Source organism: Enterobacter cloacae complex sp. P18RS (assembly GCF_014982105.1).
Classification (GTDB): domain Bacteria; phylum Pseudomonadota; class Gammaproteobacteria; order Enterobacterales; family Enterobacteriaceae; genus Enterobacter; species Enterobacter hormaechei_C.
Genome location: NZ_JADCKV010000024.1, coordinates 25,534 through 48,999, shown reverse-complemented (window position 1 = coordinate 48,999; position 23,466 = coordinate 25,534). Strand labels below are relative to the sequence as shown.

22 protein-coding genes are annotated in these 23,466 nt (G+C 54.3%); 12 read left to right on the top strand and 10 right to left on the bottom strand.

Annotated features, from left to right (window positions below):
- The first annotated feature begins 78 nt into the window (after window positions 1–78).
- Window positions 79–2,244: a type I secretion system permease/ATPase gene (locus INF61_RS18025; RefSeq protein WP_193547974.1), complete on the top strand. Its 2,166-nt coding sequence runs from the start codon at window positions 79–81 to the stop codon at window positions 2,242–2,244.
- The gene (locus tag INF61_RS18020) at window positions 2,241–3,416 is read left to right on the top strand and encodes an HlyD family type I secretion periplasmic adaptor subunit (protein ID WP_032104109.1); all 1,176 of its coding nucleotides are present in this window, start codon (window positions 2,241–2,243) and stop codon (window positions 3,414–3,416) included. The genes INF61_RS18025 and INF61_RS18020 overlap by 4 nt, the downstream gene beginning before the upstream one ends.
- Before the next feature lie 33 nt (window positions 3,417–3,449).
- On the opposite strand, the gene INF61_RS18015 is transcribed toward INF61_RS18020, so the two are convergent.
- The gene (locus INF61_RS18015) at window positions 3,450–4,334 is read right to left on the bottom strand and encodes a MarR family transcriptional regulator (protein ID WP_193547986.1); all 885 of its coding nucleotides are present in this window, start codon (window positions 4,332–4,334) and stop codon (window positions 3,450–3,452) included.
- 285 nt (window positions 4,335–4,619) lie between these two features.
- Between INF61_RS18015 and INF61_RS18010 the strand changes: the two genes are divergently transcribed.
- Window positions 4,620–6,077: an EAL domain-containing protein gene (locus tag INF61_RS18010; RefSeq protein ID WP_032671122.1), complete on the top strand. Its 1,458-nt coding sequence runs from the start codon at window positions 4,620–4,622 to the stop codon at window positions 6,075–6,077.
- An 84-nt stretch (window positions 6,078–6,161) separates the two neighbouring features.
- On the opposite strand, the gene INF61_RS18005 is transcribed toward INF61_RS18010, so the two are convergent.
- The 6 genes from INF61_RS18005 to INF61_RS17980 all read right to left on the bottom strand — a co-directional run bounded on the left by INF61_RS18005 (window position 6,162) and on the right by INF61_RS17980 (window position 9,000).
- A complete protein-coding gene (locus INF61_RS18005; protein ID WP_044596271.1) occupies window positions 6,162–6,440 on the bottom strand; it encodes a biofilm development regulator YmgB/AriR family protein in 279 nt (92 codons plus the stop codon).
- Window positions 6,441–6,463: 23 nt separating this feature from the next.
- Window positions 6,464–6,763 carry a hypothetical protein gene (locus INF61_RS18000; protein ID WP_032669919.1) on the bottom strand — a complete coding sequence of 100 codons (300 nt, stop codon included), beginning with the start codon at window positions 6,761–6,763 and terminating at the stop codon, window positions 6,464–6,466.
- 119 nt (window positions 6,764–6,882) lie between these two features.
- Window positions 6,883–7,122: a regulatory protein YcgZ gene (gene ycgZ / locus INF61_RS17995; protein ID WP_003857265.1), complete on the bottom strand. Its 240-nt coding sequence runs from the start codon at window positions 7,120–7,122 to the stop codon at window positions 6,883–6,885.
- A 187-nt stretch (window positions 7,123–7,309) separates the two neighbouring features.
- Window positions 7,310–7,582, bottom strand: a complete 273-nt coding sequence (locus INF61_RS17990; RefSeq protein ID WP_003857263.1) for a YqjD family protein — start codon at window positions 7,580–7,582, stop codon at window positions 7,310–7,312.
- Between the two features lie 143 nt (window positions 7,583–7,725).
- Window positions 7,726–8,349 carry a hypothetical protein gene (locus INF61_RS17985; protein ID WP_032104107.1) on the bottom strand — a complete coding sequence of 208 codons (624 nt, stop codon included), beginning with the start codon at window positions 8,347–8,349 and terminating at the stop codon, window positions 7,726–7,728.
- Window positions 8,350–8,688: 339 nt separating this feature from the next.
- Complete coding sequence (locus tag INF61_RS17980; RefSeq protein WP_128771642.1) at window positions 8,689–9,000, bottom strand: hypothetical protein; 312 nt, start codon at window positions 8,998–9,000, stop codon at window positions 8,689–8,691.
- A 605-nt stretch (window positions 9,001–9,605) separates the two neighbouring features.
- On the opposite strand from INF61_RS17980, the gene INF61_RS17975 reads away from it, so the two are divergent.
- The 3 genes from INF61_RS17975 to INF61_RS17965 all read left to right on the top strand — a co-directional run bounded on the left by INF61_RS17975 (window position 9,606) and on the right by INF61_RS17965 (window position 12,883).
- Window positions 9,606–9,881 carry a metal/formaldehyde-sensitive transcriptional repressor gene (locus INF61_RS17975; RefSeq protein ID WP_032104106.1) on the top strand — a complete coding sequence of 92 codons (276 nt, stop codon included), beginning with the start codon at window positions 9,606–9,608 and terminating at the stop codon, window positions 9,879–9,881.
- Between the two features lie 32 nt (window positions 9,882–9,913).
- Window positions 9,914–11,032: an S-(hydroxymethyl)glutathione dehydrogenase/class III alcohol dehydrogenase gene (locus INF61_RS17970; RefSeq protein ID WP_017693450.1), complete on the top strand. Its 1,119-nt coding sequence runs from the start codon at window positions 9,914–9,916 to the stop codon at window positions 11,030–11,032.
- Between the two features lie 159 nt (window positions 11,033–11,191).
- Complete coding sequence (locus tag INF61_RS17965) at window positions 11,192–12,883, top strand: methyl-accepting chemotaxis protein (protein WP_032648265.1); 1,692 nt, start codon at window positions 11,192–11,194, stop codon at window positions 12,881–12,883.
- Between the two features lie 41 nt (window positions 12,884–12,924).
- Here the strand turns inward: INF61_RS17965 and INF61_RS17960 are convergent, their stop codons facing one another.
- Window positions 12,925–13,848 (bottom strand): LysR substrate-binding domain-containing protein, encoded by a 924-nt coding sequence (locus tag INF61_RS17960; protein WP_045329778.1) that lies wholly within the window; start codon window positions 13,846–13,848, stop codon window positions 12,925–12,927.
- Between the two features lie 227 nt (window positions 13,849–14,075).
- Between INF61_RS17960 and INF61_RS17955 the strand changes: the two genes are divergently transcribed.
- Together INF61_RS17955 and INF61_RS17950 are read left to right on the top strand one after the other, a co-directional pair.
- Window positions 14,076–15,419 carry a VOC family protein gene (locus tag INF61_RS17955; protein ID WP_193547973.1) on the top strand — a complete coding sequence of 448 codons (1,344 nt, stop codon included), beginning with the start codon at window positions 14,076–14,078 and terminating at the stop codon, window positions 15,417–15,419.
- 42 nt (window positions 15,420–15,461) lie between these two features.
- Window positions 15,462–16,967 carry a carboxylesterase/lipase family protein gene (locus INF61_RS17950; protein ID WP_193547972.1) on the top strand — a complete coding sequence of 502 codons (1,506 nt, stop codon included), beginning with the start codon at window positions 15,462–15,464 and terminating at the stop codon, window positions 16,965–16,967.
- Here the strand turns inward: INF61_RS17950 and INF61_RS17945 are convergent.
- A complete protein-coding gene (locus INF61_RS17945; RefSeq protein WP_015570561.1) occupies window positions 16,954–17,796 on the bottom strand; it encodes a LysR family transcriptional regulator in 843 nt (280 codons plus the stop codon). The genes INF61_RS17950 and INF61_RS17945 overlap by 14 nt on opposite strands.
- A gap of 113 nt (window positions 17,797–17,909) precedes the next feature.
- Here INF61_RS17945 and INF61_RS17940 point away from each other — a divergent pair, with 113 nt between their 5' ends.
- From INF61_RS17940 to rimL, 4 genes are all read left to right on the top strand, one after another.
- Window positions 17,910–19,079, top strand: coding sequence for a pyridoxal phosphate-dependent aminotransferase (locus INF61_RS17940; RefSeq protein ID WP_033487935.1), 1,170 nt, complete (start codon window positions 17,910–17,912; stop codon window positions 19,077–19,079).
- Window positions 19,080–19,089: 10 nt separating this feature from the next.
- Window positions 19,090–19,863: an ABC transporter substrate-binding protein gene (locus INF61_RS17935; RefSeq protein ID WP_003857237.1), complete on the top strand. Its 774-nt coding sequence runs from the start codon at window positions 19,090–19,092 to the stop codon at window positions 19,861–19,863.
- Between the two features lie 230 nt (window positions 19,864–20,093).
- Window positions 20,094–21,749 (top strand): glucan biosynthesis protein D, encoded by a 1,656-nt coding sequence (locus tag INF61_RS17930; protein WP_017384001.1) that lies wholly within the window; start codon window positions 20,094–20,096, stop codon window positions 21,747–21,749.
- Window positions 21,750–21,844: 95 nt separating this feature from the next.
- The gene (rimL, locus tag INF61_RS17925) at window positions 21,845–22,384 is read left to right on the top strand and encodes a 50S ribosomal protein L7/L12-serine acetyltransferase (RefSeq protein WP_032653529.1); all 540 of its coding nucleotides are present in this window, start codon (window positions 21,845–21,847) and stop codon (window positions 22,382–22,384) included.
- Here the strand turns inward: rimL and ydcK are convergent.
- A complete protein-coding gene (gene ydcK, locus INF61_RS17920; protein WP_047741293.1) occupies window positions 22,379–23,359 on the bottom strand; it encodes a YdcK family protein in 981 nt (326 codons plus the stop codon). The genes rimL and ydcK overlap by 6 nt on opposite strands.
- Window positions 23,360–23,466 lie beyond the last annotated feature (107 nt).

Below are 23,466 nucleotides of genomic sequence, written 5' to 3'. Positions count from 1 at the left end.
GACAGTGTTCGATTTCTAATCATCCCGGAAAGGTATCATTTCAGTGCGAAATCATCGCCCTGAACAGGACGTAGCATTATGAAGACACATCCACAGTACGAACCCTGGTTGCAGGGCATGCTCATCATCGCGAAATATTATCGGCTGGATTTTTCGGCGGAGCATGTTCGGGTCACGATTAACCATGAAAGCCAGTCTCCACGTCAGCTGGTGCTGGAGGAGATGGCGCGCCAGCTTGGGCTGGGGATGCGTTGGGTGGCGGCGGGAGCCGTAGCGCTCGATCCGTGGCGTTTACCGCTGCTGGCGGAGTTCACCGGCGGGCAAATTGCGGTCATCAACCGTATGGACAACGAAGGGAACGTCAGCGTGCAGTTTAGCGGCGACGGGGGCCTGGAGACGACGCTGACGCGCGACGAACTCGGTTCGCGGTTAAAGGGGCTGATGGTGCTGCGTCCCCTGGAGTCCACGCCGGATGCGCGCGTGGATGATTACATCAAACCCTATGAGAAAAACTGGTTCTGGCAGCTGGCGCTGAAAGACTGGCGTCGTTACAGCGACATAATGCTGGTGGCGCTGGTCGCCAACGTGCTGGCGCTCTCCGGCATGGTCTTTTCCATGCAGGTGTATGACAGGGTGGTGCCGTCCCAGTCGGAGGCCACGCTGTGGGTGCTGTTTGGCGGTGTGATGATCGCCATCGTGTTTGAATTCATCATGCGCATGCTGCGGGTGCATATTTCGGACGTGGTAGGGAAACGCGCCGACCTGCGTATTTCCGAGCGCGTGTTTGCCCACGCCCTGAGGATTAAAAACGGCGCACGGTCGAAATCGACCGGGTCGTTTATCGCCCAGATCCGCGAGCTGGAGTCGGTGCGGGAGCTGATCACTTCCACCACCATTGCCGCTATCTCCGATCTGCCGTTCTTCCTGCTTTTCGTCTTCATTCTGTGGATGATTGGCGGCCCGCTGGTGCTGGTGGTGCTGCTGGCCGTACCGCTGCTGCTCATTCCCGGCCTGCTGGTGCAGCGCCCGCTGGGAAAACTCTCCAGCGAAGGGATGCGTGAATCGGCGATTCGTAACGCCACGCTGGTGGAAGCGGTGCAGGGGCTTGAGGACATCAAGCTAATGCGCGCCGAGCAGCGGTTCCAGAACCAGTGGAATAACACCAATGACGTTGCCGCGAGCGTCGGCATGAAGCAGCGCTGGCTGACGGGGCTGCTGCTGACATGGACCCAGGAGGTGCAGTCTATCGTCTACGCCGTGGTGCTGCTGGTGGGGTGTTATCTGGTCATCAGCGGCGACATGACCACCGGTGCGCTGGTGGGGACCTCGATTCTGGCGTCCCGCACCATCGCGCCCCTGTCGCAGATTTCCGGCGTGCTCTCCCGCTGGCAGTCGGCAAAGGTGGCCCGCAAGGGGCTGGATGACCTGATGCAGCGCCCGATTGACGATCCCCAGCACGGCAAAAAAGTGCATAAAGCCCATCTGCGCGGTGATTATCGGCTGGACGACGTTGGGTTTTATTACGATGAAGAAGAGAAGTTTACCGTGCTGAATATCAGCAAACTGCGCATTCGCGCCGGGGAGCGCGTGGCGGTGCTCGGGCGGAATGGTTCGGGGAAAAGCACCTTGCTGCATCTGCTGGCGGGAATGCAGGAGCCGCAGCAGGGCAGCATTTTGCTGGACGATATTGCTCTCAATCATCTTGACCCGGCCGACGTGCGCCGCGATATGCAGTTGCTCAGCCAGCAGGCGCGGCTGTTCTTCGGCTCCGTACGCGACAACATCCTGATGGGTAATCCGCTGGCGACAGACGAGGAAATCCATCAGGCGCTGGTCAACAGCGGCGCGCTGGAGTTTGTGCGCAAGCAGAAAATGGGGCTGAACACCATCATCAATGAGGGCGGAACGGGGCTTTCCGGCGGGCAACGTCAGGCGCTGCTGCTGGCGCGCGCGTTGATCACCTCGCCGAATATTCTGCTGCTGGATGAACCCACCGCCTGGCTGGATGAGGTCAGCGAGAAGCAGTTTATCCAGCATCTGCACCAGTGGCTCGGTAAGCGCCGGACGCTGGTGGTGGCGACGCATCGTCTGCCGATTCTGGACCTGGTTGACCGCATCATCGTCCTGGAAAACGGCAAAGTGGTGATGGATGGCCCTCGTGATGCCATTTTACGCCAGCACGGAATGGCCCCGCAGCAGGCGCCGCAGCGCACGGTTAAACTGAAAACGGAGGGCGTGGCATGAATGATTTCTCCCGCTTTAACAGCCGGCTGAAGGAGCCCCGCCTGCCGCGTTCGTCGCTGGTGGCATGGTCGCTGTTTGCCCTGCTGGTGGTCTTTATTACCTGGGCCAGCCTGTTCCAGCTGGATGAGGTCACGACGGGTAGCGGCAAGGTGATCCCGTCCTCCCACGAGCAGGTGATCCAGTCCCTGGAAGGGGGGATTATCCACAGTCTGATGGTGCGCGAGGGCGATATCGTCGAGCGTGGTCAACAGCTTGCCCAACTGGACCGGACGAAAACCGAGTCCAGCGTGCTGGAGAGCGAGTCTCGATTAAACGCCGCGATGGCGACGGCCGCGCGTCTGAATGCTGAGGTAAACGACACCGGGCTGACATTCCCGGCAGAGCTGGATGACGACGTTGAGTTGGTCAAACAGGAAACGGCGCTTTATCAGTCACGTCGCGAAAGCCTTGAAAAAGGGCTGGCGGGTTTACGCCAGGGAGCAGATCTCGTGCAGCGTGAACTGGCATTAACGCGCCCGCTGGTGACGCAGGGGGCGGCCAGTAAGGTCGAAGTCTTACGCCTTGAACGTCAAAAAAATGAGCTGGAGAGCAAAATCACCGAAATGAAAAACCAGTACTACGTTCGCGCCCGCGAAGAACTGGCAAAAGCGAACGCGGAAATGGAAGCGCAGCGTTCGGTCATGAAAGGACGCGAAGATTCACTCACCCGCTTAACGTTTAATGCGCCGGTGCGTGGCATCGTGAAGGACATTGACGTGACGACGGTGGGCGGGGTGATCCCGCCGAACGGCAAACTGATGAGCCTGGTACCGCTTGATGACCAGATGGTGATAGAAGCGAAAATCTCGCCGCGCGATGTCGCGTTTATCCATCCCGGGCAAAAAGCGCTGGTGAAAATCACCGCCTATGATTACTCCATCTACGGCGGGCTGGAAGGGGAGGTGACGATGATTTCCCCGGATACCCTTCAGGACGAGGTTAAACGGGATGTTTATTATTATCGCGTTTACATCCGTACGGACAGTAACCATCTGACCAACAGGCAGGGCAAGGAATTCCCGGTGTTCCCGGGCATGATAGCCACGGTTGATATCAAAACCGGCAGTAAATCCGTCATTGATTATCTGCTGAAACCATTGAATAAGGCAAAAGAGGCGCTGCGCGAGCGATAAAAAAGGCGTTCAGCAAACCGAACGCCCGTCAGATCAGAGTGTAGGCGTCATGTTGACAACATGGCGTCGTTCTTTTGGTACCACATTGATGGAATGTGTGACATACGCAAAATATAATCCTGCATAATTTTCGACAAGCTCGATAAAGGCCGGATAAATCGACATCCGGCCATCGCCGCGATCTTTAAGATAACCTGCCTCCTGCGCCGATTTGATAATCCGTTTAACATGAATACGCGAAACGAAAAATTCTTTTGCCAGCGTGCTGGCTGAATACGCTATTATGGCACCATGTGCTGTTTTGTTTTTGATGGCCTGCAAATAGAGATAGAGCATAATCATTCGGCCACCATCCTTATCAATAAATAAACCCACCTCCGGAAGCACTTTCCTGAATGTTAATCCGCGGAAAAGGTACTCTGCGGCGCGCCGGAAAAAGTTGTGCCTCAGAATATCATTGTCCAGAAGGTTAGCATTTATATTGAATGTCGGAAAAAGAATGCTAACAGGCGTAAACGCCCCGGACATATAGCGTTTCAGCTCATCCAGTCCTTTTTCCGTTGGTGCGATTTTTGTTTTTCGGCGATCTTCGGTACAGCGCCAGGTCTTAATTCGCCCGGTGGTCTTAAGTATGGTGATGATCGCGATAACACTGTTAGGGCTGGCGATATTATAGCGGGTACACAGTGCCTTTATCTCTGAAACTGACTCAGCCTGATTACCAAAAACAAAACAACACATGGACAGTATTATGTTGAAGCGTGATTCCTGAAGCATCGTTTTATAGAACAAGGGTTGTTTTTTATAAATGGCATCATTGATTCTGTAGTGCTCTGTTATAGCTTCACCAAATCGCGGGTTGTTTTTAATAACATCCCTTCGATGTAGCAAAGCCCTGGATGAAATGTGATTATCCATAGCATTTTCTCTTTTTGTCTGGGCCGATAAGATGAAGTGTCTGGTCTTCTTTTTCGGAATTTTCATTATACCTTGTGAAGTGCATATTTACTGTCGTTATATGAAAAGAAAGTAATATTTATGCTGCATATGGATGAGTGGGTTGATTAACGCAAAGATGTTCCCGTGCATAACATTGATAACGGTTTATTAACCAAATGGGGTGCGGTAAAATTATTCAATGCGACAAAGAATATTGGCTTTAATCACATTTGGGAATGATATTTACATTCTCAGGAGCAGGTTATGTCTCAAAACTTACCTTTTATGCAAGGTACTTGCTACAAGCAACGATTCGTTATTTCAGCCTGCGGTTTCACCTTCGAGGGGTATAGCCTGCTTCTGAAGTCTCGTGGCGTAAACGCCACGCGGCTCCATTTTGAAGAGGATGAAGTTTGCTCAGGTGATGTGCAAAAAATGATGCAAAATCAACAACCTGAAGTTTCTGTTTTTCTTGGTCGCGACGTGACTGCCTTTCTTGAAAGCCTGAAACGGTTGGTCTCGGTTCTGAATGCACTGCCTGTTATTTGTAGCGTGACCCTGTATGGTGCAATACCAGAAAGGTGGCTTTATGCCACGCTGAAAAGTCTCGTTAATAATACCAGATCGTTGTCGAGGATCAGGGTGGCGAATATTTCAGAGGTAATGAATTGTGTAGAGAATATTTCTGAAGTACATGCCGATTCGTCACGTTTATTGCGTGAAGTACCTGAGAAAGAAGGTAAGGAAAGCCTGCATGGTTTATCAAAACGTGAATTAACCGTATTGCTGAATTTTTATCGAGGTATTTCGATAAAAGAGCAGTCAGCGAGGTTAGGTTTGTCAGATAAAACCATTTATACTCATCGTAAAGTGGGGTTGGGTAAATTATATCTTATCAGAGTGTGGTTTAGCGATGCACGTGTCTTAAGGGATGAGGTCTGTGCAGTAAAGAACAAAGCGCAGGGGTTTTCGGAAGCAGAAATAAATATATTGCAGGCGTTACATAAGCGGGAAATCTTTGCGGCTTATCAAATTATTACCGATAGCGATAAAAAAGGAGTAGGCTTTGAAATTCTGCTACGCTGGCATAAAAACGGTCAGGTCCTGAAACCAGGCCAATTTCTGGATGGGATAAAAAATGGCGAAATTTGGCTCAAGCTGACGGCGTTAGTCATTCACGCGGCCGTATCAGGTATCAATAGATACAATGGAAAATATTATTTTTCGGTTAATATTCCTCCTCAATTGGCTGCCGGGAATGCGCTGCCGGGAATGGCGAAAAAAGCCGTTGAAATGTTACTGAAGCCGCAGTGGGCCAGGAAACTTGTCTTCGAATTAGCTGAAACCATTGATGTAACAAAGGATCCAAATATTCCTGTCACTCTCCAGCGTTTACGCGCCGAGGGGTGTCGGCTGTTTCTGGATGATTGCTTTTCCAGAGATTACGCTATGTTACCCATCCGACAGATTAATGTTGATGGACTGAAGCTTGACCGCGATATAGTTGAGCACTTTGTTGCTAACGACAATGACAATAGCATTATTAAAGCGATACAGATATACAGCGACATGACGGGAAGGGAATGCGTTGCGGAAGGCGTCGATAGCGAAGAAAAATTTGAAAAACTTGTCGCATTAGGGGTTAAGCGCTTCCAGGGATATTATCTTTCCCGGGCGGTTAAAGAAGAAGAGCTGGATCGAATGGTACGGCTATTTAGTTAATGGCTTCACTATACTGGTGGTACGACAGACTTAACTCTTCGACCACCAGCAAAAACAGTCACTCACCAGGGCAATAATCTGTTATCAGATATCATCGCGCGTAAAACCGACAACAATTTCAAGCGTGTTTCGAATGACATCGCAGGCTTCGGGCTCCTCGGTAATTTCGAGGGCGTGAATCAGTTGCAGGATAATCTCTTTATTTGAGAGATTGTCACCGGTCAGCATAATACAGCGTATTGCCGATCCCAACACTTCAACCTCACCACTGAGATGCTTTCCAGCATTAAGAAAATGTTCCGCCAGTCCTTTATCGTGCAGGGCTTCAAAATTATACGTTTGCTGCATAATCGCTTTACTCATGGTGGTCACCGTTTCGGTTAAAATTAGTGTTTCTTGTCTGGGGTCAGAAGCGTGTTGTGAGTAAAGAGAGAGCGCATGCGCCCAATATCATAATCGCCCATCACTCTTCCCCGGTCGTGCGATACGCCGGTTACACGCTGGCGTACTTCATCTTCAGCGGCAATCAATGCATTTTTGCGTTCATCATTTGATTCAACGTTAGCCATCGCCCGCAGGCGACCAGCAAGAGACGCAAAGGTAATAGGTCCGTTCTCTTTCAGTATGGATAATACGGCCTCACCGATAAGGTCATCCTTAAGTCGTTCAAATTTAGTTCTATGCATAGCTTCAATCTCACTCTGCTACACGCAGGAGGCTGTAGCATGGGGTTAGTCATCGCATTCAGGAGCTCTATTCTCACTCAGCATGACTAACTTAGTAAGTTAAAAAAACAGTGTTCAGGTTAACGCTCGAAGAAGAGGGCTATCAGACCGTTATAGTGCGCTTTCTCAACGTCAGACGTTGACTCTTCAATTCTGCGCAACAGCTTTGTACAGATTGTCATTCTGCTCAGTTGTACATTTTCTTTGATGATCTCACTGACGATAGCACCAAGGGTTTCCTGCTGTGTTGGGACGTTATCCTTGTTAAAATACAAGGTGATAGCGCTTTCTGCTGTAGAGGGAGCATGGTTGCGACGCATAATTTTCCACCGTTAACAAACAATTTTGTAACATCAGTGGCATTGAATTTATACTATTCGATCAAATCTGTACATTAAAATTGTACAACTTTTCACGTGGATCGTGTTTTTGTCAGGAAAACTATCAACTATAGGGGGGGAAAGAGCAGGAAAGAGGGGAAAAGGAAAGGCCCCGAAGGGCCTGAAATTATTTACGTCCCAGCAGAAGTCCCAGAACGATACCTACCGCACCCGCAGCGATTAAGCCCGTTAAGGGATTGTTTCTGACGGCTTCAGTGACATCCGAGACGGCATCACTGGCCTGGGCAGCATATTTTTTCGCTGCACCTTTCACCTGGTGTTTAGGGGAATCAACGAATTCACCAAACTGCTGCTGCGCAGAGCCGGATAATTCATCAAGTTTGTTTTTGGCTTTATCGCCAGCGTACTGTGCATTTTTATCAGTGTCGAAATCAGACATTCCAGCCTCCTTTTGTTGGTAGTCTAAGGATAGACGCTGATTGCAGGAGTGAGCGAGAATTCGCTGAAATCGACGGCAGATTGCCCCTTTTTAGGACATGTCTTTCTTACATGATCACCATAACGTCCAAAAAATGTCGTTCTCTACGCAGCGCGAAGAGACTGTTTCTGCCGTGCGTGAGTGCGAAAGGTAACGTAATAGCCAAGGGATGCGGCCAGGCACAGCATATAGCCGAATGATTCCGAACCTTCCTCCACGGCGTTTTTCACAACACGCATATAGCCATGCTCCAGGATGTCGTGCCACAGCACCTGCATTCCAAAGAGGCGGGAGAAGACCAGTACAGCCAGCAGGCCGCTCAACAGAATGCCGTACCAGGGGGATTGGGTATATTTTGCCAGCTGTTCCAGGGTAGCGCGAAAATGCATAACGGGGCGAATTAACGCCAGCAGAGCCGTAATCAGCGCGAACCACACCCAACTCCCATGAGAAATGAGATCAAAAAGCGCGTCCAGTTCACGAATTAGCATTGTCAGGAAAAATCCGCCCACCAGAATATTACAGTAACGCATGGATTCGTCCATTTTCGCCAGACGAAAATGGAGAAAGACAATAGTCGCTAATACCGTTTCCTGCATAATTTCGGTCAGTGATAATTCCGGAATATCATGGCCGACAAACCGCATATCAACCCAAAGACACAGTACGATAAGTGCGCAAGCGGCCGCTGCGCCAACGAAGAATAAAAAGCTCTTTAGTACAATCATTAACACCACCATTTTGTTTGTAGCGAATATGTTAGGTGACGAGAATGTTATTTCTGTTCACATTGTGCCATATAAGTGCGGATTTTTAACATTTTGAGCTAAATAGGGTTGGTCACGACGAGACGAAAGCGTAAATATCGTCAGCCTCGTCTGTGCTGTTTAGGCGGGCGCTGTCATTACGGAGGGTGCCTTCAGGCAACGGGATGTCAGGGTATTGAGGGACCAGCGAGAGGTGGAAAACACAGCTGCGGAACTATCTTGTCGATGTTTTTTTAAGAACGAACTCTGATAGAGAAAGCGTTCAGTTCCACAAAAAATGCTGTTTCTCCACCCTGGGAATTATTTTTCTTCTGTGTACTCACCTTTTGATTTCAGTTTATCTCTAACCAGGTTGGCGCAACTGGTTGCATTCTGTAAACTCAGGTCGTTTACAATAGAAGATCGAGATTTTAAAACTTCGTTGTAAGCTTCTTTAACTTTCGGACTGACTGTTGCAGCAAAACTATCTGGTGGAAAGTTACCCAAAGGTTCTTTGTCACCGCTTAAGGCCTTAGCACAAGCATTATTAATTTGGTCATCAATGCTTAATTGATTAGCGATAGCAGATAACGAAAAAGATAAAATCAAAGAGGCGAGAACAATTCTTTTCATACTTAGTCATTCCTTAATGATGAAGCGTTGTGATCCGAATTCAATATGTAAAACCCAATTGTGATAGTAATATTTATCAGAGTGTATAAAAATTCTTTTGGATAAACCGGATTAGGACCAGTTTCAGCAATGTTTTCTGTCCGAACATGCTGCACCCGACTTATTTTGTTTACTACAGGCTACATGTTATCAAAGATAAATATATCCAACAGTATTAGTCTATTCTTTTTCGTATTCTTATGATACCTACGTTCTTTAGTGGGGGTTAGTGTGATTGCACAAGTCTTTTAAAGTAGGATTTTTAAGAAAGAATGATGATGTATGACTTCATCTGTACCACACTTGCATTACACTTAATAACAAGAACAACCAACACGTTAATTTTAAAGGGACAGTGCATGTCTGCCATGGATTTATCCAATCTACTTTTCGCTCATGAAGCACCTGATTGCCCACTTCTGGTATATCAGCGAGTCACCAATATTAACTCCAGACGCGGATTTTTCACATTATCTACGGCTCTACTTAAAACCCACACTAAACTTCATGTTTACATAAAATCGTATTAACAGATACAATACCCCCCTATAGTATCAGGAGGGCGTATGCCGCATTCACCCGAAGATAAAAAACGGATTATGACCCGCGTCCGCCGCATTCGGGGCCAGGTTGATGCCCTTGAACGCGCCCTGGAATCGGGCGATCCCTGTCTCGCCATTTTGCAGCAAATTGCCGCCGTGCGCGGCGCTGCCAATGGTCTGATGGGGGAAATGGTCGAAATTCACCTCAAAGATGAGCTGGTGACGGGGGAGACCACCCCGGATCAGCGGGCAGTGCGGATGGCGGAAGTCGGCCATTTACTGCGCTCTTATCTAAAATAAACCCACACACCTCACAACAAGGGAAAGACATCATGAAATCTCGCGCAGCTGTCGCGTTCGGCCCAGGCCAGCCGCTGAAAATCGTTGAAATTGATGTTGCTCCGCCGAAGAAAGGCGAAGTGCTGATCAAAATTACCCACACCGGCGTTTGCCATACCGATGCGTTTACCCTGTCCGGTGACGATCCGGAAGGCGTATTCCCGGCGGTGCTCGGCCACGAAGGGGGCGGTGTGGTGGTGGAAGTGGGTGAAGGCGTCACCAGCCTGAAGCCCGGCGACCATGTGATCCCGCTCTACACCGCAGAGTGCGGCGAGTGTAAGTTCTGCAAATCCGGCAAAACTAACCTCTGCCAGGCCGTGCGCGCCACGCAGGGCAAAGGACTTATGCCGGACGGCACCACCCGTTTCTCCTATAACGGCGAGCCCATTTATCACTACATGGGTACCAGCACCTTCAGCGAATACACGGTGTGCGCCGAGATCTCACTGGCGAAAGTGAATCCGCAGGCCCCGCTGGATAAAGTCTGTCTGCTCGGCTGCGGTGTCACCACCGGTATCGGCGCGGTGCATAATACGGCGAAAGTGAAAGAAGGGGACACCGTGGCGGTGTTCGGCCTGGGCGGGATCGGTCTGGCGGTTATCCAGGGCGCGGTACAGGCGAAAGCTGGGCGTATCATTGCTGTGGACACCAACCCGGAGAAATTTAAGCTCGCAGGTGAGATGGGGGCGACCGACTTTATCAACCCGAAAGACTACGACAAACCGGTTCAGGACGTGATCGTTGAGCTGACCGATGGCGGCGTGGACTTTAGCTTCGAATGTATCGGCAACGTCAACGTAATGCGCTCAGCGCTGGAGTGCTGCCACAAAGGCTGGGGCGAGAGCATCATTATCGGTGTGGCCGGCGCGGGTCAGGAGATCAAAACCCGTCCCTTCCAGCTGGTGACAGGGCGCGTATGGCGCGGGTCAGCATTTGGCGGCGTGAAAGGCCGTACTCAGCTGCCGGGCATGGTTGAAGATGCGATGGTCGGTAAAATTCAGCTTGATCCGTTCATTACGCACCGCCTGCCGCTGGAGCAGATCAACGAAGCCTTCGATCTGATGCACGAAGGAAAATCCATTCGCACCGTTATCCATTTCGGCGACAACTGATTATTCTGCCAGCGGTTTTTTCCGCTGGCATTTCTTCCCTGATCTTCTCTAAAGTGTGACCTGTCCGGCGCTTTTAGACGTAATTTAATTCCCTGGCGTGCCGATGACTCTTTTACAGGCGTGTTATTACGCATCTTACCTATAAGAGAGTCGACGGTCATGGACAACACAACATCGATGCAGGCGCAGCCTAAGCTGAGTTTCTTGCATCACATCCGGCTGGTTCCGCTGTTTTCCTCCATTCTCGGTGGCATTATTCTCCTGTTTGCATTGAGCTCAGGTCTGGCAGGCTATTTCCTGCTCCAGGCCGATAACGATCAGCAGGATGTCACGGCAGAAATCCAGGTGCGCACCGGTCTGTCAAACAGTTCCAACCATCTACGCACCGCCCGTATCAACATGATCCACGCGGGTGCGGCCAGCCGTATCGCGGAGATGGAGGCGATGAAACAAAACATCGCTGAGGCTGAGATCCGCATCAGGCAGTCGCAGGATGGATTTGCCGCCTATATGAAGCGCACCGTTCGTACCCCGGCTGATGAAGCGCTGGATGGCGATCTGAAAGCCCGCTATGACGCCTACATCGCCGGTATGCAGCCGATGCTGAAATATGCCAAAAATGGCATGTTTGAAGCCATTATTAACCACGAAAATGAGACCGCGCGTCCGCTGGACGATGCCTATAACGCGGTGCTGCTGAAGGCGATAAAAATCCGCACCGAACGCGCCAACGCGCTGACGGCACAGGCTCACACCCGCACCCGGCTGGGGCTGATGTTTATGTTCGGCGCGTTTGGCCTTGCGCTGGCGCTGGCGGTGATCACCTTTGTGGTGCTGCGCCGTACGGTGATAAACCCGCTCCAGCGAGCCGCTACGCGTATCGAAAATATCGCAAAAGGCGATTTGACCATGCCGGACGAACCGACCGGACGCAGCGAAATTGGCCGCCTGACGCGCGATCTGCAAACGATGCAGCACGCGCTGGTGACAACCGTGGGCACCGTGCGGCAAGGGGCGGAGGAGATCTACCGTGGAACCAGCGAGATCTCCGCGGGTAACACCGATCTCTCTTCCCGTACCGAGCAGCAGGCGGCGGCGATTGAACAGACGGCGGCCAGCATGGAGCAGCTCACCGCGACGGTGAAACAGAACGCCGATAACGCGCATCATGCGAGTAAACTGGCAGAAGATGCCTCCGGTAAGGCCAGCCGCGGGGGGCAGATGGTCTCCGGCGTGGTGAAAACCATGGGTAATATTTCCACCAGCTCGAAGAAGATCTCTGAAATTACCGCCGTGATTAACAGTATCGCGTTCCAGACCAATATTCTGGCGCTCAACGCGGCGGTCGAGGCGGCGCGTGCGGGTGAACAGGGACGCGGCTTTGCGGTCGTGGCGAGTGAAGTCCGCACCCTGGCAAGCCGCAGCGCGAATGCGGCGAAAGAGATTGAAAGCCTGATTAATGAATCTGTGTCGCTTATCGATCAGGGTTCCGGGGAAGTGGTTGCGGCGGGCAATACCATGAATGAGATCGTCGAGGCGGTTAAACGCGTCACCGATATTATGCTGGAGATTGCAGCGGCGTCCGATGAGCAGAGCCGCGGCATTGTTCAGGTGAGCCAGGCGATCTCCGAGATGGATAAGGTGACGCAGCAGAATGCCTCGCTGGTGGAAGAAGCTTCTGCGGCGGCGGCCTCGCTGGAAGAGCAGGGAGCACGTCTGACGGAGGCCGTTGGCGCGTTTCGTCTCATCGGGGCAGGGGCTGGACGGACTACAGCCCCTGCAACCGCAGCGAAATCCGCGCCTTTAACACCGGCGGCGGCCGTCTCAGGTGATAACTGGGAAACGTTCTGAGTAAGACAGACCCGCCTTCGCGGCGGGTTCTGCATTTAGGGTCAGAGAGGCATTGATTTACGAATGGCGCTTAACAGCGTTTGGGCGCCTTCAGAGAGCGGGGCATCTACCCGCGTCAGGATCCCAATCGGTTCTCCCGCGCCGGGCGATGTTACCGGCAGCGCCGTAAGCACGCCGCGTCGCAGATCGTCCTTCACCGCGCCGGACGGCACAAACCACACGTAGTCGTAATCCACCGTAAGCTGGCGCGACAGCGACGCCGAGAGCGTTTCAATACACCCGGAAGGCAGCGTGCAGCCCTGCATTTGCAGCAACGCCTCCGCATTCTGACGCGGAACGGTTCCTGTTGGTGAGACTACCACCGGCCACTCCATCACGCGGCTCAGGGTCACGGTGTCCTGCAACAGGGGATGATTCGGACGCACGACCAGCTTCAGCGATTCCAGGAACAGCAGCTCGTAATTCAGGCCGCTCATCAGTTCCGGATCGGACATCCGCCCAATGCCCAGATCCAGCTCGCCTGACTTCAGGCCCGCCAGCAGCATGGTATTATTCATGGTCGCGACCTGAAGCGTGGCGTGCTTTTGCTGACGGTGGAACTGGCCGATCGCCGCAGGCAGTATACCCAGCGCCGCCGTTGGCAGCGCGCCCACGCGCACGATGTCGCTGGCCGACTCCTCTTTACGGTTGAGCGCCTGACCGGCGGTATTGAGGGCATCGAGAACTTTAACGGCATGCGTCAGGAACTGTTCACCCACGAGAGTAAGCTGAGCGCCCAGACGGCCGCGATCGAACAGGCGGGTTCCGGTAAGCTGTTCCAGTTCGTTCAGCGTTTTGGATAGTGCAGGCTGACTGAGGTTAAGGGTTTCAGCCGCTCGCCCCAGCGTTCCCTGTTGAGCGACGGCCACAAAAGTATGCAAATGGCGCAAGCGTATGCGCTGACTGAACAGACCATTTTTTTCCATAGGCGATGTTAAAAACAGAGCGACGCGGGTGACAAGTTAAGATGTTTGAATTTGATAACCTGATAGCAAAATATTTTTAACATTTGATCTATTTGAGTTACAACCGTTTTTCGAAAATGCCCACGCTTTGACCACTCGTCTGCCTGGATCACAATTCGTAAATTCTTCCCAACGAAAGGAACGGGCTTCTCTACACTCCAGGTAGTATTCACTGGAGGCATGACATCATGGCGAACACCATCACGGCTGATGATATTCGGGAACACTTTTCGCAGGCTATGTCGGCGATGTACCAGCAGGAAGTTCCGCAGTACGGCACCTTGCTGGAACTGGTGGCGGACGTTAACCTGGCGGTTCTGGAAAATAACCCACTTTTACATGAACAACTGGCAAACGCAGACGAACTGGCGCGCCTGAATGTTGAACGTCACGGTGCGATCCGCGTTGGCACCGCGCAGGAGCTTTCCACCCTGCGCCGGATCTTCGCCATTATGGGCATGTACCCGGTCAGCTATTACGATCTCTCCCAGGCGGGCGTGCCCGTCCACTCGACGGCGTTTCGTCCGACAGACGATGCGGCGCTCTGCCGTAATCCGTTTCGCATTTTTACCTCGCTGCTGCGCCTTGAGCTGATTGAAAACATTGCGCTGCGCGAAAGGGCGGCGGAGATCCTCTCCCGGCGCAACATCTTTACGCCGCGCTGCCTGGAACTGATCGACCTGCATGATGCGCAGGGACACTTTACTGAGGCACAGGCGCGCGAATTTGTGCAGGAAGCCCTGGAAACCTTCCGCTGGCATCGCCATGCGACGGTCGATCAGGAAACCTATCTGGCGCTGAGCAACGAACATCGCCTGATTGCCGACGTGGTCTGTTTCCCGGGGTGCCATATCAACCATCTCACGCCGCGCACGCTGGATATCGACCGGGTGCAGGAGCTAATGCCGAAGTACGGCATTGAGCCGAAAATTCTGATTGAAGGCCCGCCGCGCCGCGAGGTGCCGATCCTCCTGCGCCAGACCAGCTTTAAGGCGCTGGAGGAGCCGGTGCTTTTCGCGGGAGAACACAAGGGCACCCATACCGCGCGTTTCGGTGAGATTGAGCAGCGCGGCGTGGCCCTTACGCCGAAAGGGCGCGAGCTGTACGACAGTCTTTTAAATCAGGCCGGGACCGGCAAAGACAACCTGACCCACCAGCTTCACCTGCGCGAGATCTTCAGCGCCTTCCCGGACAGCGAAATGTTCCTGCGCCGTCAGCGGCTGGCTTATTTCCGCTACCGTCTGACCCCGACAGGTGAGGCGCATCGCCACGCATTTCGTCCCGGCGACGATCCGCAGCCGCTGATCGAACGGGGCTGGGTTGTGGCACAGCCCATCACCTACGAGGATTTTCTGCCCGTCAGTGCGGCGGGGATCTTCCAGTCGAATCTTGGCAATGAAACGCAGGCGCGCAGCCACGGCAATGCCAGCCGCAATGCCTTCGAAGCCGCGCTCGGCTGTGCGGTGTACGACGAGTTTTCGCTTTACGAGGAGGCGGAAGCGCGCAGCAAACAGCGTTGCGGTTTGCTCTGAAACCGTTACTCTGCAAGGGTGTGATGGAAAAAGAAGGTTGGTATGGAAAATCCCTCCGCCCCTGTGGTTGAAACGCGCCAGGGCGCACTGATTGGTTTTACTGAAGGCGATACCCACGTGTGGTGCGGCATTCCCTATGCAGCACCGCCCGTAGGCCAGTGGCGCTGGCGCTCCCCGCGTCCCCCCGCGCGCTGGGATGGCGTGCGTCCGGCGACGGCGTTATCCGCCTCCAGCTGGCAGAGCAGCGAAAGCTGTCAGGAGCTGGGTGGCGGCGATCCCGGCCAGTTCTCTGAAGACTGCCTGTACCTTAACGTCTGGTCGCCAGTCGCACGCGCCGATCCGCTTCCGGTGATGGTCTGGCTGCACGGTGGAGGATTTACCCTCGGCGCTGGCGGGCTGCCTCCGTATAACGGCAGGGCGCTGGCGAAGCGCGGCACGATGGTGGTGACGATCAATTACCGTCTCGGACACCTCGGCTTTTTTGCCCATCCGGCGCTGGAGGGGGAAGAAGAGCGCGTGGTGCATAACTTTGCGCTGCTCGATCAGATCCAGGCCCTGGAATGGGTGCGCGATAACATCGCCGCGTTCGGCGGCGATCCTGAGAACATCACCGTATTTGGCGAGTCGGCCGGCGCGCGCAGCGTGCTGTCGCTGATGGCCTCTCCGCTTGCGCGAGGACTGTTCCATAAAGCCATTGTGCAAAGCGGGTACACGCTGCCCGACACCCCACGCGGGCAGGCCATGCATAAAGGCGAAGCGATTGCCGCCCATTTCGGCCTGCAAAATGCCACCGCTGAACAGCTTCGCGCGATCCCGCCTGAGGCGTTCTGGCCGCTGACCTCGCCGCTGAATATCGCCCCTGCGCCCATCGTGGGGGATTGCGTTTTGCCTGAGGCCATGCTCGACGTTTTCTTCGCGGCCCGCCAGCATCCTGTACCGGTGATGATTGGGTCAAACAGCGACGAAGCCAGCGTGATGTCGGTGTTCGGGGTCGATCTGGCCGGGCAGATCCAGAAGCTTCGCCGCGAGCGGCGCTTTGGCCTGGGGCTGATTAAGCTGCTTTATCCTGGCGTGAAGGGCGATGAGGAACTTGGCAGGCAGGTATGCCGCGACATGGCCTTCACCACCATGGGATACGTGGTGATGCAGGCGCAGCAGCGGGCGGGCGGCCTGTGCTGGCGATACTGGTTTGATTATGTGGCCGAAGCGGAGCACGCGACGTACATCAACGGCGCCTGGCACGGCAACGAAGTGCCCTACGTGTTCGATACCCTTGGACAGGTGGAACCCTCGCGGCAGTATGTAAATGAACGCGATCTGGCCTTCGCCGCTCAGGTGGCGGACTACTGGGTGAGCTTCGCCCGGGATGCGGGGGCACGCGATAGCCTGGCAGGGCCCACGCGCTGGCCCGCCTGCCGGAAAGGGTGGGACGTGCTGTTACGTATCGGTGTGAATAAACATGCAGGTTTTCGGCTTGAAAACCGCTTCATGCGTGCCCGTATGAGCCTCTTCAAACGGGTGATGAAACACCACGTCAGCCTCGACTGAGCAGACAGGCGCGAAACGCATCCAGTCCGTTTTCCGGGCCGGGTGCGTCGCGTAATACCAGCCGGTAGCTCGCCCCCGTCTTTATGCTTGTGTCAAAAGGCCGCATCAGCCGTCCGGCGCGCACGTCCTCCTCCACCAGCGTTTCATCCGCGATGGCGATGCCCAGCCCCTGAATGGCGGCGGTAATGGCCAGATCCATGGTTTCGAAGTGTTGATTTTTGAGCATAGCTGGCGGCGGACCCGGCTGTTTCGCCAGCCACAGCGTCCAGTCCGTTTTGTCCCGCGTGGGGTGAAGGAAGGTGAGAGTTTCCAGCGCAGAACCGGCCCGTACCGGGCTCATCACCGGGGTTAAGGCCTCTTCGAACAGCAGATCGCCGGCGCTCATGTGTGTCCCAAACACAATCGCCGCGTCACAGGATTCGGTTTTGAAATTGACGTTATGATCGGTGGTGGTGGTCAGCGCAATCTGGAGTTCCGGCTGTTCGCGCTCCACCTGTAGCAGCCGCGGCACCAGCCAGCGCATCGCGCAGGTAGGCGCTTTCAGACGAATAACGGTCTGGTGCGTTCGTGCCTGTTCAGCAACGTTCAGCAGGTGCTCAAACGCAGATTGCAGCTCCGGCAGCAGGGCGCTTCCCTGAGAGGAGAGACGCAGGCCGCGCGCATGGCGCTCGAACAGCGGGAAGCCGAACCAGCTTTCCAGCGAAGCGATTTTGCGGCTTACCGCCCCCTGCGTCAGACAAAGCTCCCTGGCGGCATGGGTTAGATTCAGGTGACGCGCGGTCACGATAAATGTCTCTACGGCATTGAGCGGAAATGATCGACGCGACATATCTCACCTTAGCTATGCGTTTTTGTCATGGCTATTATGACAACAATTCGATTGTCCCGGCAATGAAGTTGTTGTTTGAATAGTTATGCATTCACCACGAGAAGGGACAGAGGATGACTTTGAAAACGCCGGTGCAGACACGATCCAAATTGCCCGATGTGGGAACCACCATTTTTACCGTTATCGGCCAGCTTTCAGCCCGGCATAACGCCATCAACCTTTCTCAGGGTGCGCCGAATTTTTCCTGCGACCCAAAACTTATCACCGGCGTGACCCGCGCCATGGAGGCAGGGCATAACCAGTACGCCTCCATGACCGGGCTGCAACCGCTCAGGGAGCGCATTGCGGACAAAATTGCCTCGCTCTATGGCACACGCTATGACCCGGCGAGTGAGGTGCTGGTGACCGCCAGCGCCAGCGAAGGGCTTTACTCAGCCATCAGCGGGCTGGTTCATCCTGGGGATGAGGTGATCTATTTCGAGCCCTCCTTTGACAGCTATGCGCCGATTGTGCGTCTGCAAGGGGCGACGCCGATCGCCATTAAGCTGACGGTACCGGATTTTGCCGTGAACTGGGATGAAGTACGGGCGGCTATTACCCCGCGCACGCGGATGATCATCGTCAATACGCCGCACAACCCGAGCGGGCAGGTGTTTTCAGCCGCCGATCTGCACCAGCTGGCAGCGCTGACGCGCCACACCGACATCATCATTTTGTCTGACGAAGTGTACGAGCACGTCGTTTTTGATGGCGAACCGCACCACGGAATGGCGACGCACCCGCAGCTGGCGGAGCGCAGCGTGATTATTTCTTCTTTCGGAAAAACCTATCACGTCACCGGCTGGCGCGTGGGTTATTGTGTGGCGCCCGCGGAGCTGATGGATGAGATATGTAAAGTCCATCAATTTTTAATGTTCTCGGCCGATACGCCGATGCAGTACGCGTTTGCCGAACACATGACCGATCCGCAAACCTGGCTGTCGCTGGCGGCGTTTTATCAGCGCAAGCGCGATCTGCTGCAAAGTTTGCTCGCCGACTCACCGTTCAGGCTGCTACCAAGTGCCGGTTCGTTCTTCCTGCTGGCGGATTACAGCGGCTTTAGCGACGAGCGCGACAGCGAGATGGTGAAAAGGCTGATTGTCGAGTACGGGGTTGCCACCATTCCGCTGTCGGCGTTTTATGCCGATGGCACGGACAATAAGTTAATCCGTCTCTCTTTTGCGAAAGATGAGGCGACGTTACGGGCAGGTGCCCAGGCCCTTTGTCGGGTTACACCACGTTAAGGAATTTGAAATGAAATTACGCGCGTTAGTTGTCGGCATGGGACTGTTGTGTTCATTCTCGTCGTTTGCCGCTACCGAGTTGCGATACGGGCTGGAAGCGGAATATCCGCCGTTTGAAAGCCGCAATGCGTCAGGGGAGCTGGAAGGGTTTGACGTAGAGCTGGGAAATGCCATCTGTAAAGCCGCCGCGCTGAAGTGCAGCTGGGTTGAAACCTCGTTTGATGCGTTGATCCCCGGTCTGGTGGCGAAAAAGTTCGACGCCATAAACTCGGCGATGAACATCACCGAACAGCGTCGCAAAAGCATTGATTTCACCCAGCCCATCTATCGCATTCCCTCCCAGCTGGTGGGCAAAGCCGGTTCTGCGGTAGAGGCTACCCCCGAAGGGCTGAAGGGCAAAACCATCGGCGTTCTTCAGGGTTCAATTCAGGAAACTTACGCCAAAGAGCACTGGGAAAAGCACGGTGTCACCGTGGTGTCTTATAAAGATCAGAATATGGCCTGGGGAGATCTGCTGAATGGCCGCATCGATGCCTCGCTGGTCATGTCAGCGGCCGGGCAGGCAGGTTTCCTCAGTAAGCCGCAGGGTAAAGGGTTTGGCTTTATCGGCAAACCGGTGTCGGACGACACCATCCTCGGCAGTGGGATCGGCTTTGGGCTGCGTAAGGGGGATGAGGCCACCAAAAAGCAGCTTGATGCCGCAATTGATAAAGTACGTGCCGATGGCACGATCGCTAAACTGGCTGATAAGTACTTCCCGGGTATCGATGTCAGCGTAAAATAACCGCCTCGTTGGTCCCGGCTGTTGATGTCCAGCCGGGACTCTTTTATACATAACTTTACCCCTTTTTCAGGCCGTTCTGGTCGACAGAAAATATTTCTCGGTTTGTTCAGATAATCACCCGCCAACAATTGGATTCTTAACCGTTTTTGTTTAGGCTGTGCGTTCTTTCTTGCCGTCATTTCGCTGCGCGCGAAACTCATTCACACGACCATAAGGACGTTTTCTCAGGCATGAATCGCAGACGTTTTCTCAAAGGTTCCCTGGCAATGGCTGCCCTGAGCGGCACTTCTGGCCTTGCTTCTCTGTTTTCCCAGGCGGCGTATGCTGCTGACTCCGACATTGCCGACGGTCAGAGCCGTCGCTTTGACTTCTCTGTTCTGCAATCCATGGCGCACGATCTGGCTAAAACCGCGTGGGGCGGTGCGCCGCGTCCGCTGCCGGAAACGCTGGCCACCATGACGCCGCAGGCGTACAACGCCATCCGTTACGATGAGAAGCAGTCGCTGTGGAATAACATTGAAGGCCGTCAGCTGGACGCCCAGTTCTTCCATATGGGGATGGGGTTCCGCCGCCGCGTGCGCATGTTCTCGCTGGATCAAACCACCTCTCAGGCGCGTGAGATCCACTTCCGGCCTGAGCTGTTCAGCTACGGCGATACGGGCGTGGATACCCGCCAGCTTGAAGGGCAGAGCGACCTCGGCTTCGCCGGATTCCGCGTCTTTAAAGCGCCGGAGCTGGCGCGACGCGATATCGTTTCGTTCCTGGGCGCGAGCTACTTCCGCGCGGTGGATGATACCTACCAGTACGGCCTCTCTGCGCGTGGTCTGGCGGTGGATACCTTTACCGACACCCCGGAAGAGTTCCCGGATTTCACCTCCTTCTGGTTTGAAACCGTGAAGCCGGGTGATACCACCTTTACCGTCTATGCGCTGCTGGACAGCCCGAGCATTACCGGTGCCTATAAGTTTGTGATCCACTGTGAGAAGAGCCAGGTGATCATGGACGTCGAAAACCATCTCTATGCGCGCAAAGACATCAAGCAGCTCGGCATCTCGCCAATGACCAGCATGTTTAGCTGCGGCAACAACGAACGCCGCATGTGCGACACCATTCATCCGCAGATCCACGATTCAGACCGCCTGGCGATGTGGCGCGGTAACGGGGAGTGGATCTGCCGGCCGCTGAACAACCCGCAAAAGCTACAATTTAACGCCTACCTGGATAAAAACCCGAAGGGTTTTGGTTTGTTGCAGCTTGACCGTGACTTCTCTCATTACCAGGACGTCATGGGCTGGTATAACAAGCGACCAAGCCTGTGGGTCGAGCCGCGCAACAACTGGGGGAAAGGTTCCATTGCCCTGATGGAGATCCCGACAACCGGCGAGACGCTCGATAACGTGGTCTGCTTCTGGCAGCCAGAGAAACCGGTGCAGGCGGGTGATGAGCTGGACTTCAAATACCGTCTCTACTGGAGCGCACAGCCGCCGGTGCGTTCCCCGCTGGCAAACGTCTACGCCACCCGTACCGGTATGGGAGGCTTCCCGGAGGGTTGGGCGCCGGGTGAAAATTACCCGAAAGTGTGGGCCCGTCGCTTTGCCATTGACTTCGTCGGAGGCGATCTGAAGGCCGCCGCACCGAAGGGCATTGAGCCGGTGATCACCCTGTCCAGCGGTGAAGCGAAGCAGGTGGAGATCCTCTACGTCGAGCCGTTCGACGGATATCGCATTCTGTTTGACTGGTATCCAACCTCTGACTCCACCGAGCCGGTGGATATGCGCCTGTTCCTGCGCTGTCAGGGCGATGCCATCAGCGAGACCTGGCTGTACCAGTACTTCCCGCCCGCGCCGGACAAACGTAACTACGTTGACGACCGGATCATGCGCTAGTCCTAATGGGTTTGTGCCGGGTGGCGACCCGGCCTGCTCTGGACGCATTTGTAGGCCGGGTAAGCGTTAGCGCCACCCGGCAATTAAGAGGCACCATGTCTTCAGAAATCATCCCCGTTAACCAGGAAATCGAGCTTCGCGCCGTCGAAGAGCGCTATACCACCGATCTGCATAACCTCGTAATCAAAAACAAAACCTGGCTGCAAACCGCCTTTGACTGGGCGCAGCATGTCGGCAGCGAAGAGGACACGCGCCGCAACGTGCAGAGCAACCAGATGTTGCACCAGCGCGGTTACGCCAAAATGTTCCTGATTTTTATGAATGACGAATTGGTGGGCGTGCTCTCCTTCAACGCGATCGAGCCTGCGAATAAGGCCGGGTATATCGGCTACTGGCTTGACGAGGCGCATCAGGGGCAGGGTATTCTTTCTCAGGCGCTCCAGGCGTTTATGCGCTATTACGTTGAGCGCGGCGAGATCCGCCGTTTTGTGATCAAGTGTCGCGTGGATAACCAGAGCAGTAACCGGGTGGCGCAGCGCAACGGTTTCACGCTGGAAGGTTGTTTGCGGGAAGCGGAAATGCTCAACGGTCGCTACGATGACGTGAACCTGTACGCCAGAATCTTCCCGCTATAGCGCCCCCAGCAGCGGCGTCCGGGTGATCCGCGTGTCGCCGTTGATCACTTTGGCTCCCCGGACGTGAATGCTTTCACCCTCCAGCGCCTCGATAACCGCATCGTCCGTTATTTCCACCTGATGCTCAATCAGGACATCGCCGCTGATACGCGCCCGCCCCTGAATGACCACTTTGTCATCAATCAGGATCGGCCCGCCGCGTAACCACGCCTCGCCGCCTATTAATACGTGGTGTTTAATGACGCAGTTGCCTTCGACGAGGGCGTTTTCCGCGACCTGTGAACTGTACCGCACGGTCGGGATGGCATCATCCTCCAGACCGGCCAGCAGACGGGCGTTGCCGTACACTTTGGCGCAGTCGCACACCCAGACGTTATTCAGCCCGTTGCCCTCAATAATGGCGCGATCGAACACCTCGGCGCGGTGCTCAACAAAGGCCCAGGTCACCATGGCATCGCCGTAGATTTGCGCCTGATGCACAATATGCGACTGGCTGACCGTGGCTCGGTCATAAATTTGCAGGATCTGCTCACGGTCGGGTGTCAGCCCTTTGGCTGCAATCACCAGGCTGTTATGCAGCACCCGCGCGTCACCCGCGATACGGCATTCCCCGCGTACGGTGGAGTGCTGAATGGTGACGTTGTCACTTATTACCGCCCCGTGACTCACCTCTGCCGCGTCAAGCCAGCCGTTGCCGCCAACGTGTGCGCGGTGGCTTACGATGCAGGGTTGGGTGAGGCGGGCGTTACCGGATATCCTGGCCCCGGCAAACACCACGCTGTTTTCATCGTAAACCCAGCAATCCCCGTCCTGGGCGAGCGCGTGTTCATCCTCAACCCAACCGCCTTTAGTCCCGCTGGTCACATCGTTAAAATCCTTCACGGCAATAATTTGTCTGAGAGGCGTTGTGCACGGCGTTGATCCGTCCTGCCAGCGCCAGAGACGCGTTTCATTGCTAAGCCGATATTTTGTCATCGTGTTATCCCTGAAAAGCCTTTCAATAAACGTAGCAAAGTTTTGGTTTTTCGAAGTGCTGGCGTCCGCTCAGGAAACCCCTTAAAATGGCATTTAAAATACATTTT

What these genes read in the sequence shown, in the direction of transcription:
- INF61_RS17955 (WP_193547973.1), top strand. Translation starts at nt 14,076, where the DNA reads ATGGCGAACACCATCACGGCTGATGATATTCGGGAACACTTTTCGCAG.
- INF61_RS17940 (WP_033487935.1), top strand. Translation starts at nt 17,910, where the DNA reads ATGACTTTGAAAACGCCGGTGCAGACACGATCCAAATTGCCCGATGTG.
- INF61_RS17980 (WP_128771642.1), bottom strand. Translation starts at nt 9,000, where the DNA reads ATGAAAAGAATTGTTCTCGCCTCTTTGATTTTATCTTTTTCGTTATCT.
- ycgZ (WP_003857265.1), bottom strand. Translation starts at nt 7,122, where the DNA reads ATGCGTCGCAACCATGCTCCCTCTACAGCAGAAAGCGCTATCACCTTG.
- INF61_RS18005 (WP_044596271.1), bottom strand. Translation starts at nt 6,440, where the DNA reads ATGAGTAAAGCGATTATGCAGCAAACGTATAATTTTGAAGCCCTGCAC.
- INF61_RS17960 (WP_045329778.1), bottom strand. Translation starts at nt 13,848, where the DNA reads ATGGAAAAAAATGGTCTGTTCAGTCAGCGCATACGCTTGCGCCATTTG.
- INF61_RS17965 (WP_032648265.1), top strand. Translation starts at nt 11,192, where the DNA reads ATGGACAACACAACATCGATGCAGGCGCAGCCTAAGCTGAGTTTCTTG.
- INF61_RS17985 (WP_032104107.1), bottom strand. Translation starts at nt 8,349, where the DNA reads ATGATTGTACTAAAGAGCTTTTTATTCTTCGTTGGCGCAGCGGCCGCT.
- rimL (WP_032653529.1), top strand. Translation starts at nt 21,845, where the DNA reads ATGTCTTCAGAAATCATCCCCGTTAACCAGGAAATCGAGCTTCGCGCC.
- INF61_RS17975 (WP_032104106.1), top strand. Translation starts at nt 9,606, where the DNA reads ATGCCGCATTCACCCGAAGATAAAAAACGGATTATGACCCGCGTCCGC.
- INF61_RS18025 (WP_193547974.1), top strand. Translation starts at nt 79, where the DNA reads ATGAAGACACATCCACAGTACGAACCCTGGTTGCAGGGCATGCTCATC.
- INF61_RS17935 (WP_003857237.1), top strand. Translation starts at nt 19,090, where the DNA reads ATGAAATTACGCGCGTTAGTTGTCGGCATGGGACTGTTGTGTTCATTC.
- INF61_RS17930 (WP_017384001.1), top strand. Translation starts at nt 20,094, where the DNA reads ATGAATCGCAGACGTTTTCTCAAAGGTTCCCTGGCAATGGCTGCCCTG.
- INF61_RS18020 (WP_032104109.1), top strand. Translation starts at nt 2,241, where the DNA reads ATGAATGATTTCTCCCGCTTTAACAGCCGGCTGAAGGAGCCCCGCCTG.
- INF61_RS17970 (WP_017693450.1), top strand. Translation starts at nt 9,914, where the DNA reads ATGAAATCTCGCGCAGCTGTCGCGTTCGGCCCAGGCCAGCCGCTGAAA.
- INF61_RS18000 (WP_032669919.1), bottom strand. Translation starts at nt 6,763, where the DNA reads ATGCATAGAACTAAATTTGAACGACTTAAGGATGACCTTATCGGTGAG.
- INF61_RS17945 (WP_015570561.1), bottom strand. Translation starts at nt 17,796, where the DNA reads ATGTCGCGTCGATCATTTCCGCTCAATGCCGTAGAGACATTTATCGTG.
- ydcK (WP_047741293.1), bottom strand. Translation starts at nt 23,359, where the DNA reads ATGACAAAATATCGGCTTAGCAATGAAACGCGTCTCTGGCGCTGGCAG.
- INF61_RS17990 (WP_003857263.1), bottom strand. Translation starts at nt 7,582, where the DNA reads ATGTCTGATTTCGACACTGATAAAAATGCACAGTACGCTGGCGATAAA.
- INF61_RS17950 (WP_193547972.1), top strand. Translation starts at nt 15,462, where the DNA reads ATGGAAAATCCCTCCGCCCCTGTGGTTGAAACGCGCCAGGGCGCACTG.
- INF61_RS18015 (WP_193547986.1), bottom strand. Translation starts at nt 4,334, where the DNA reads ATGGATAATCACATTTCATCCAGGGCTTTGCTACATCGAAGGGATGTT.
- INF61_RS18010 (WP_032671122.1), top strand. Translation starts at nt 4,620, where the DNA reads ATGTCTCAAAACTTACCTTTTATGCAAGGTACTTGCTACAAGCAACGA.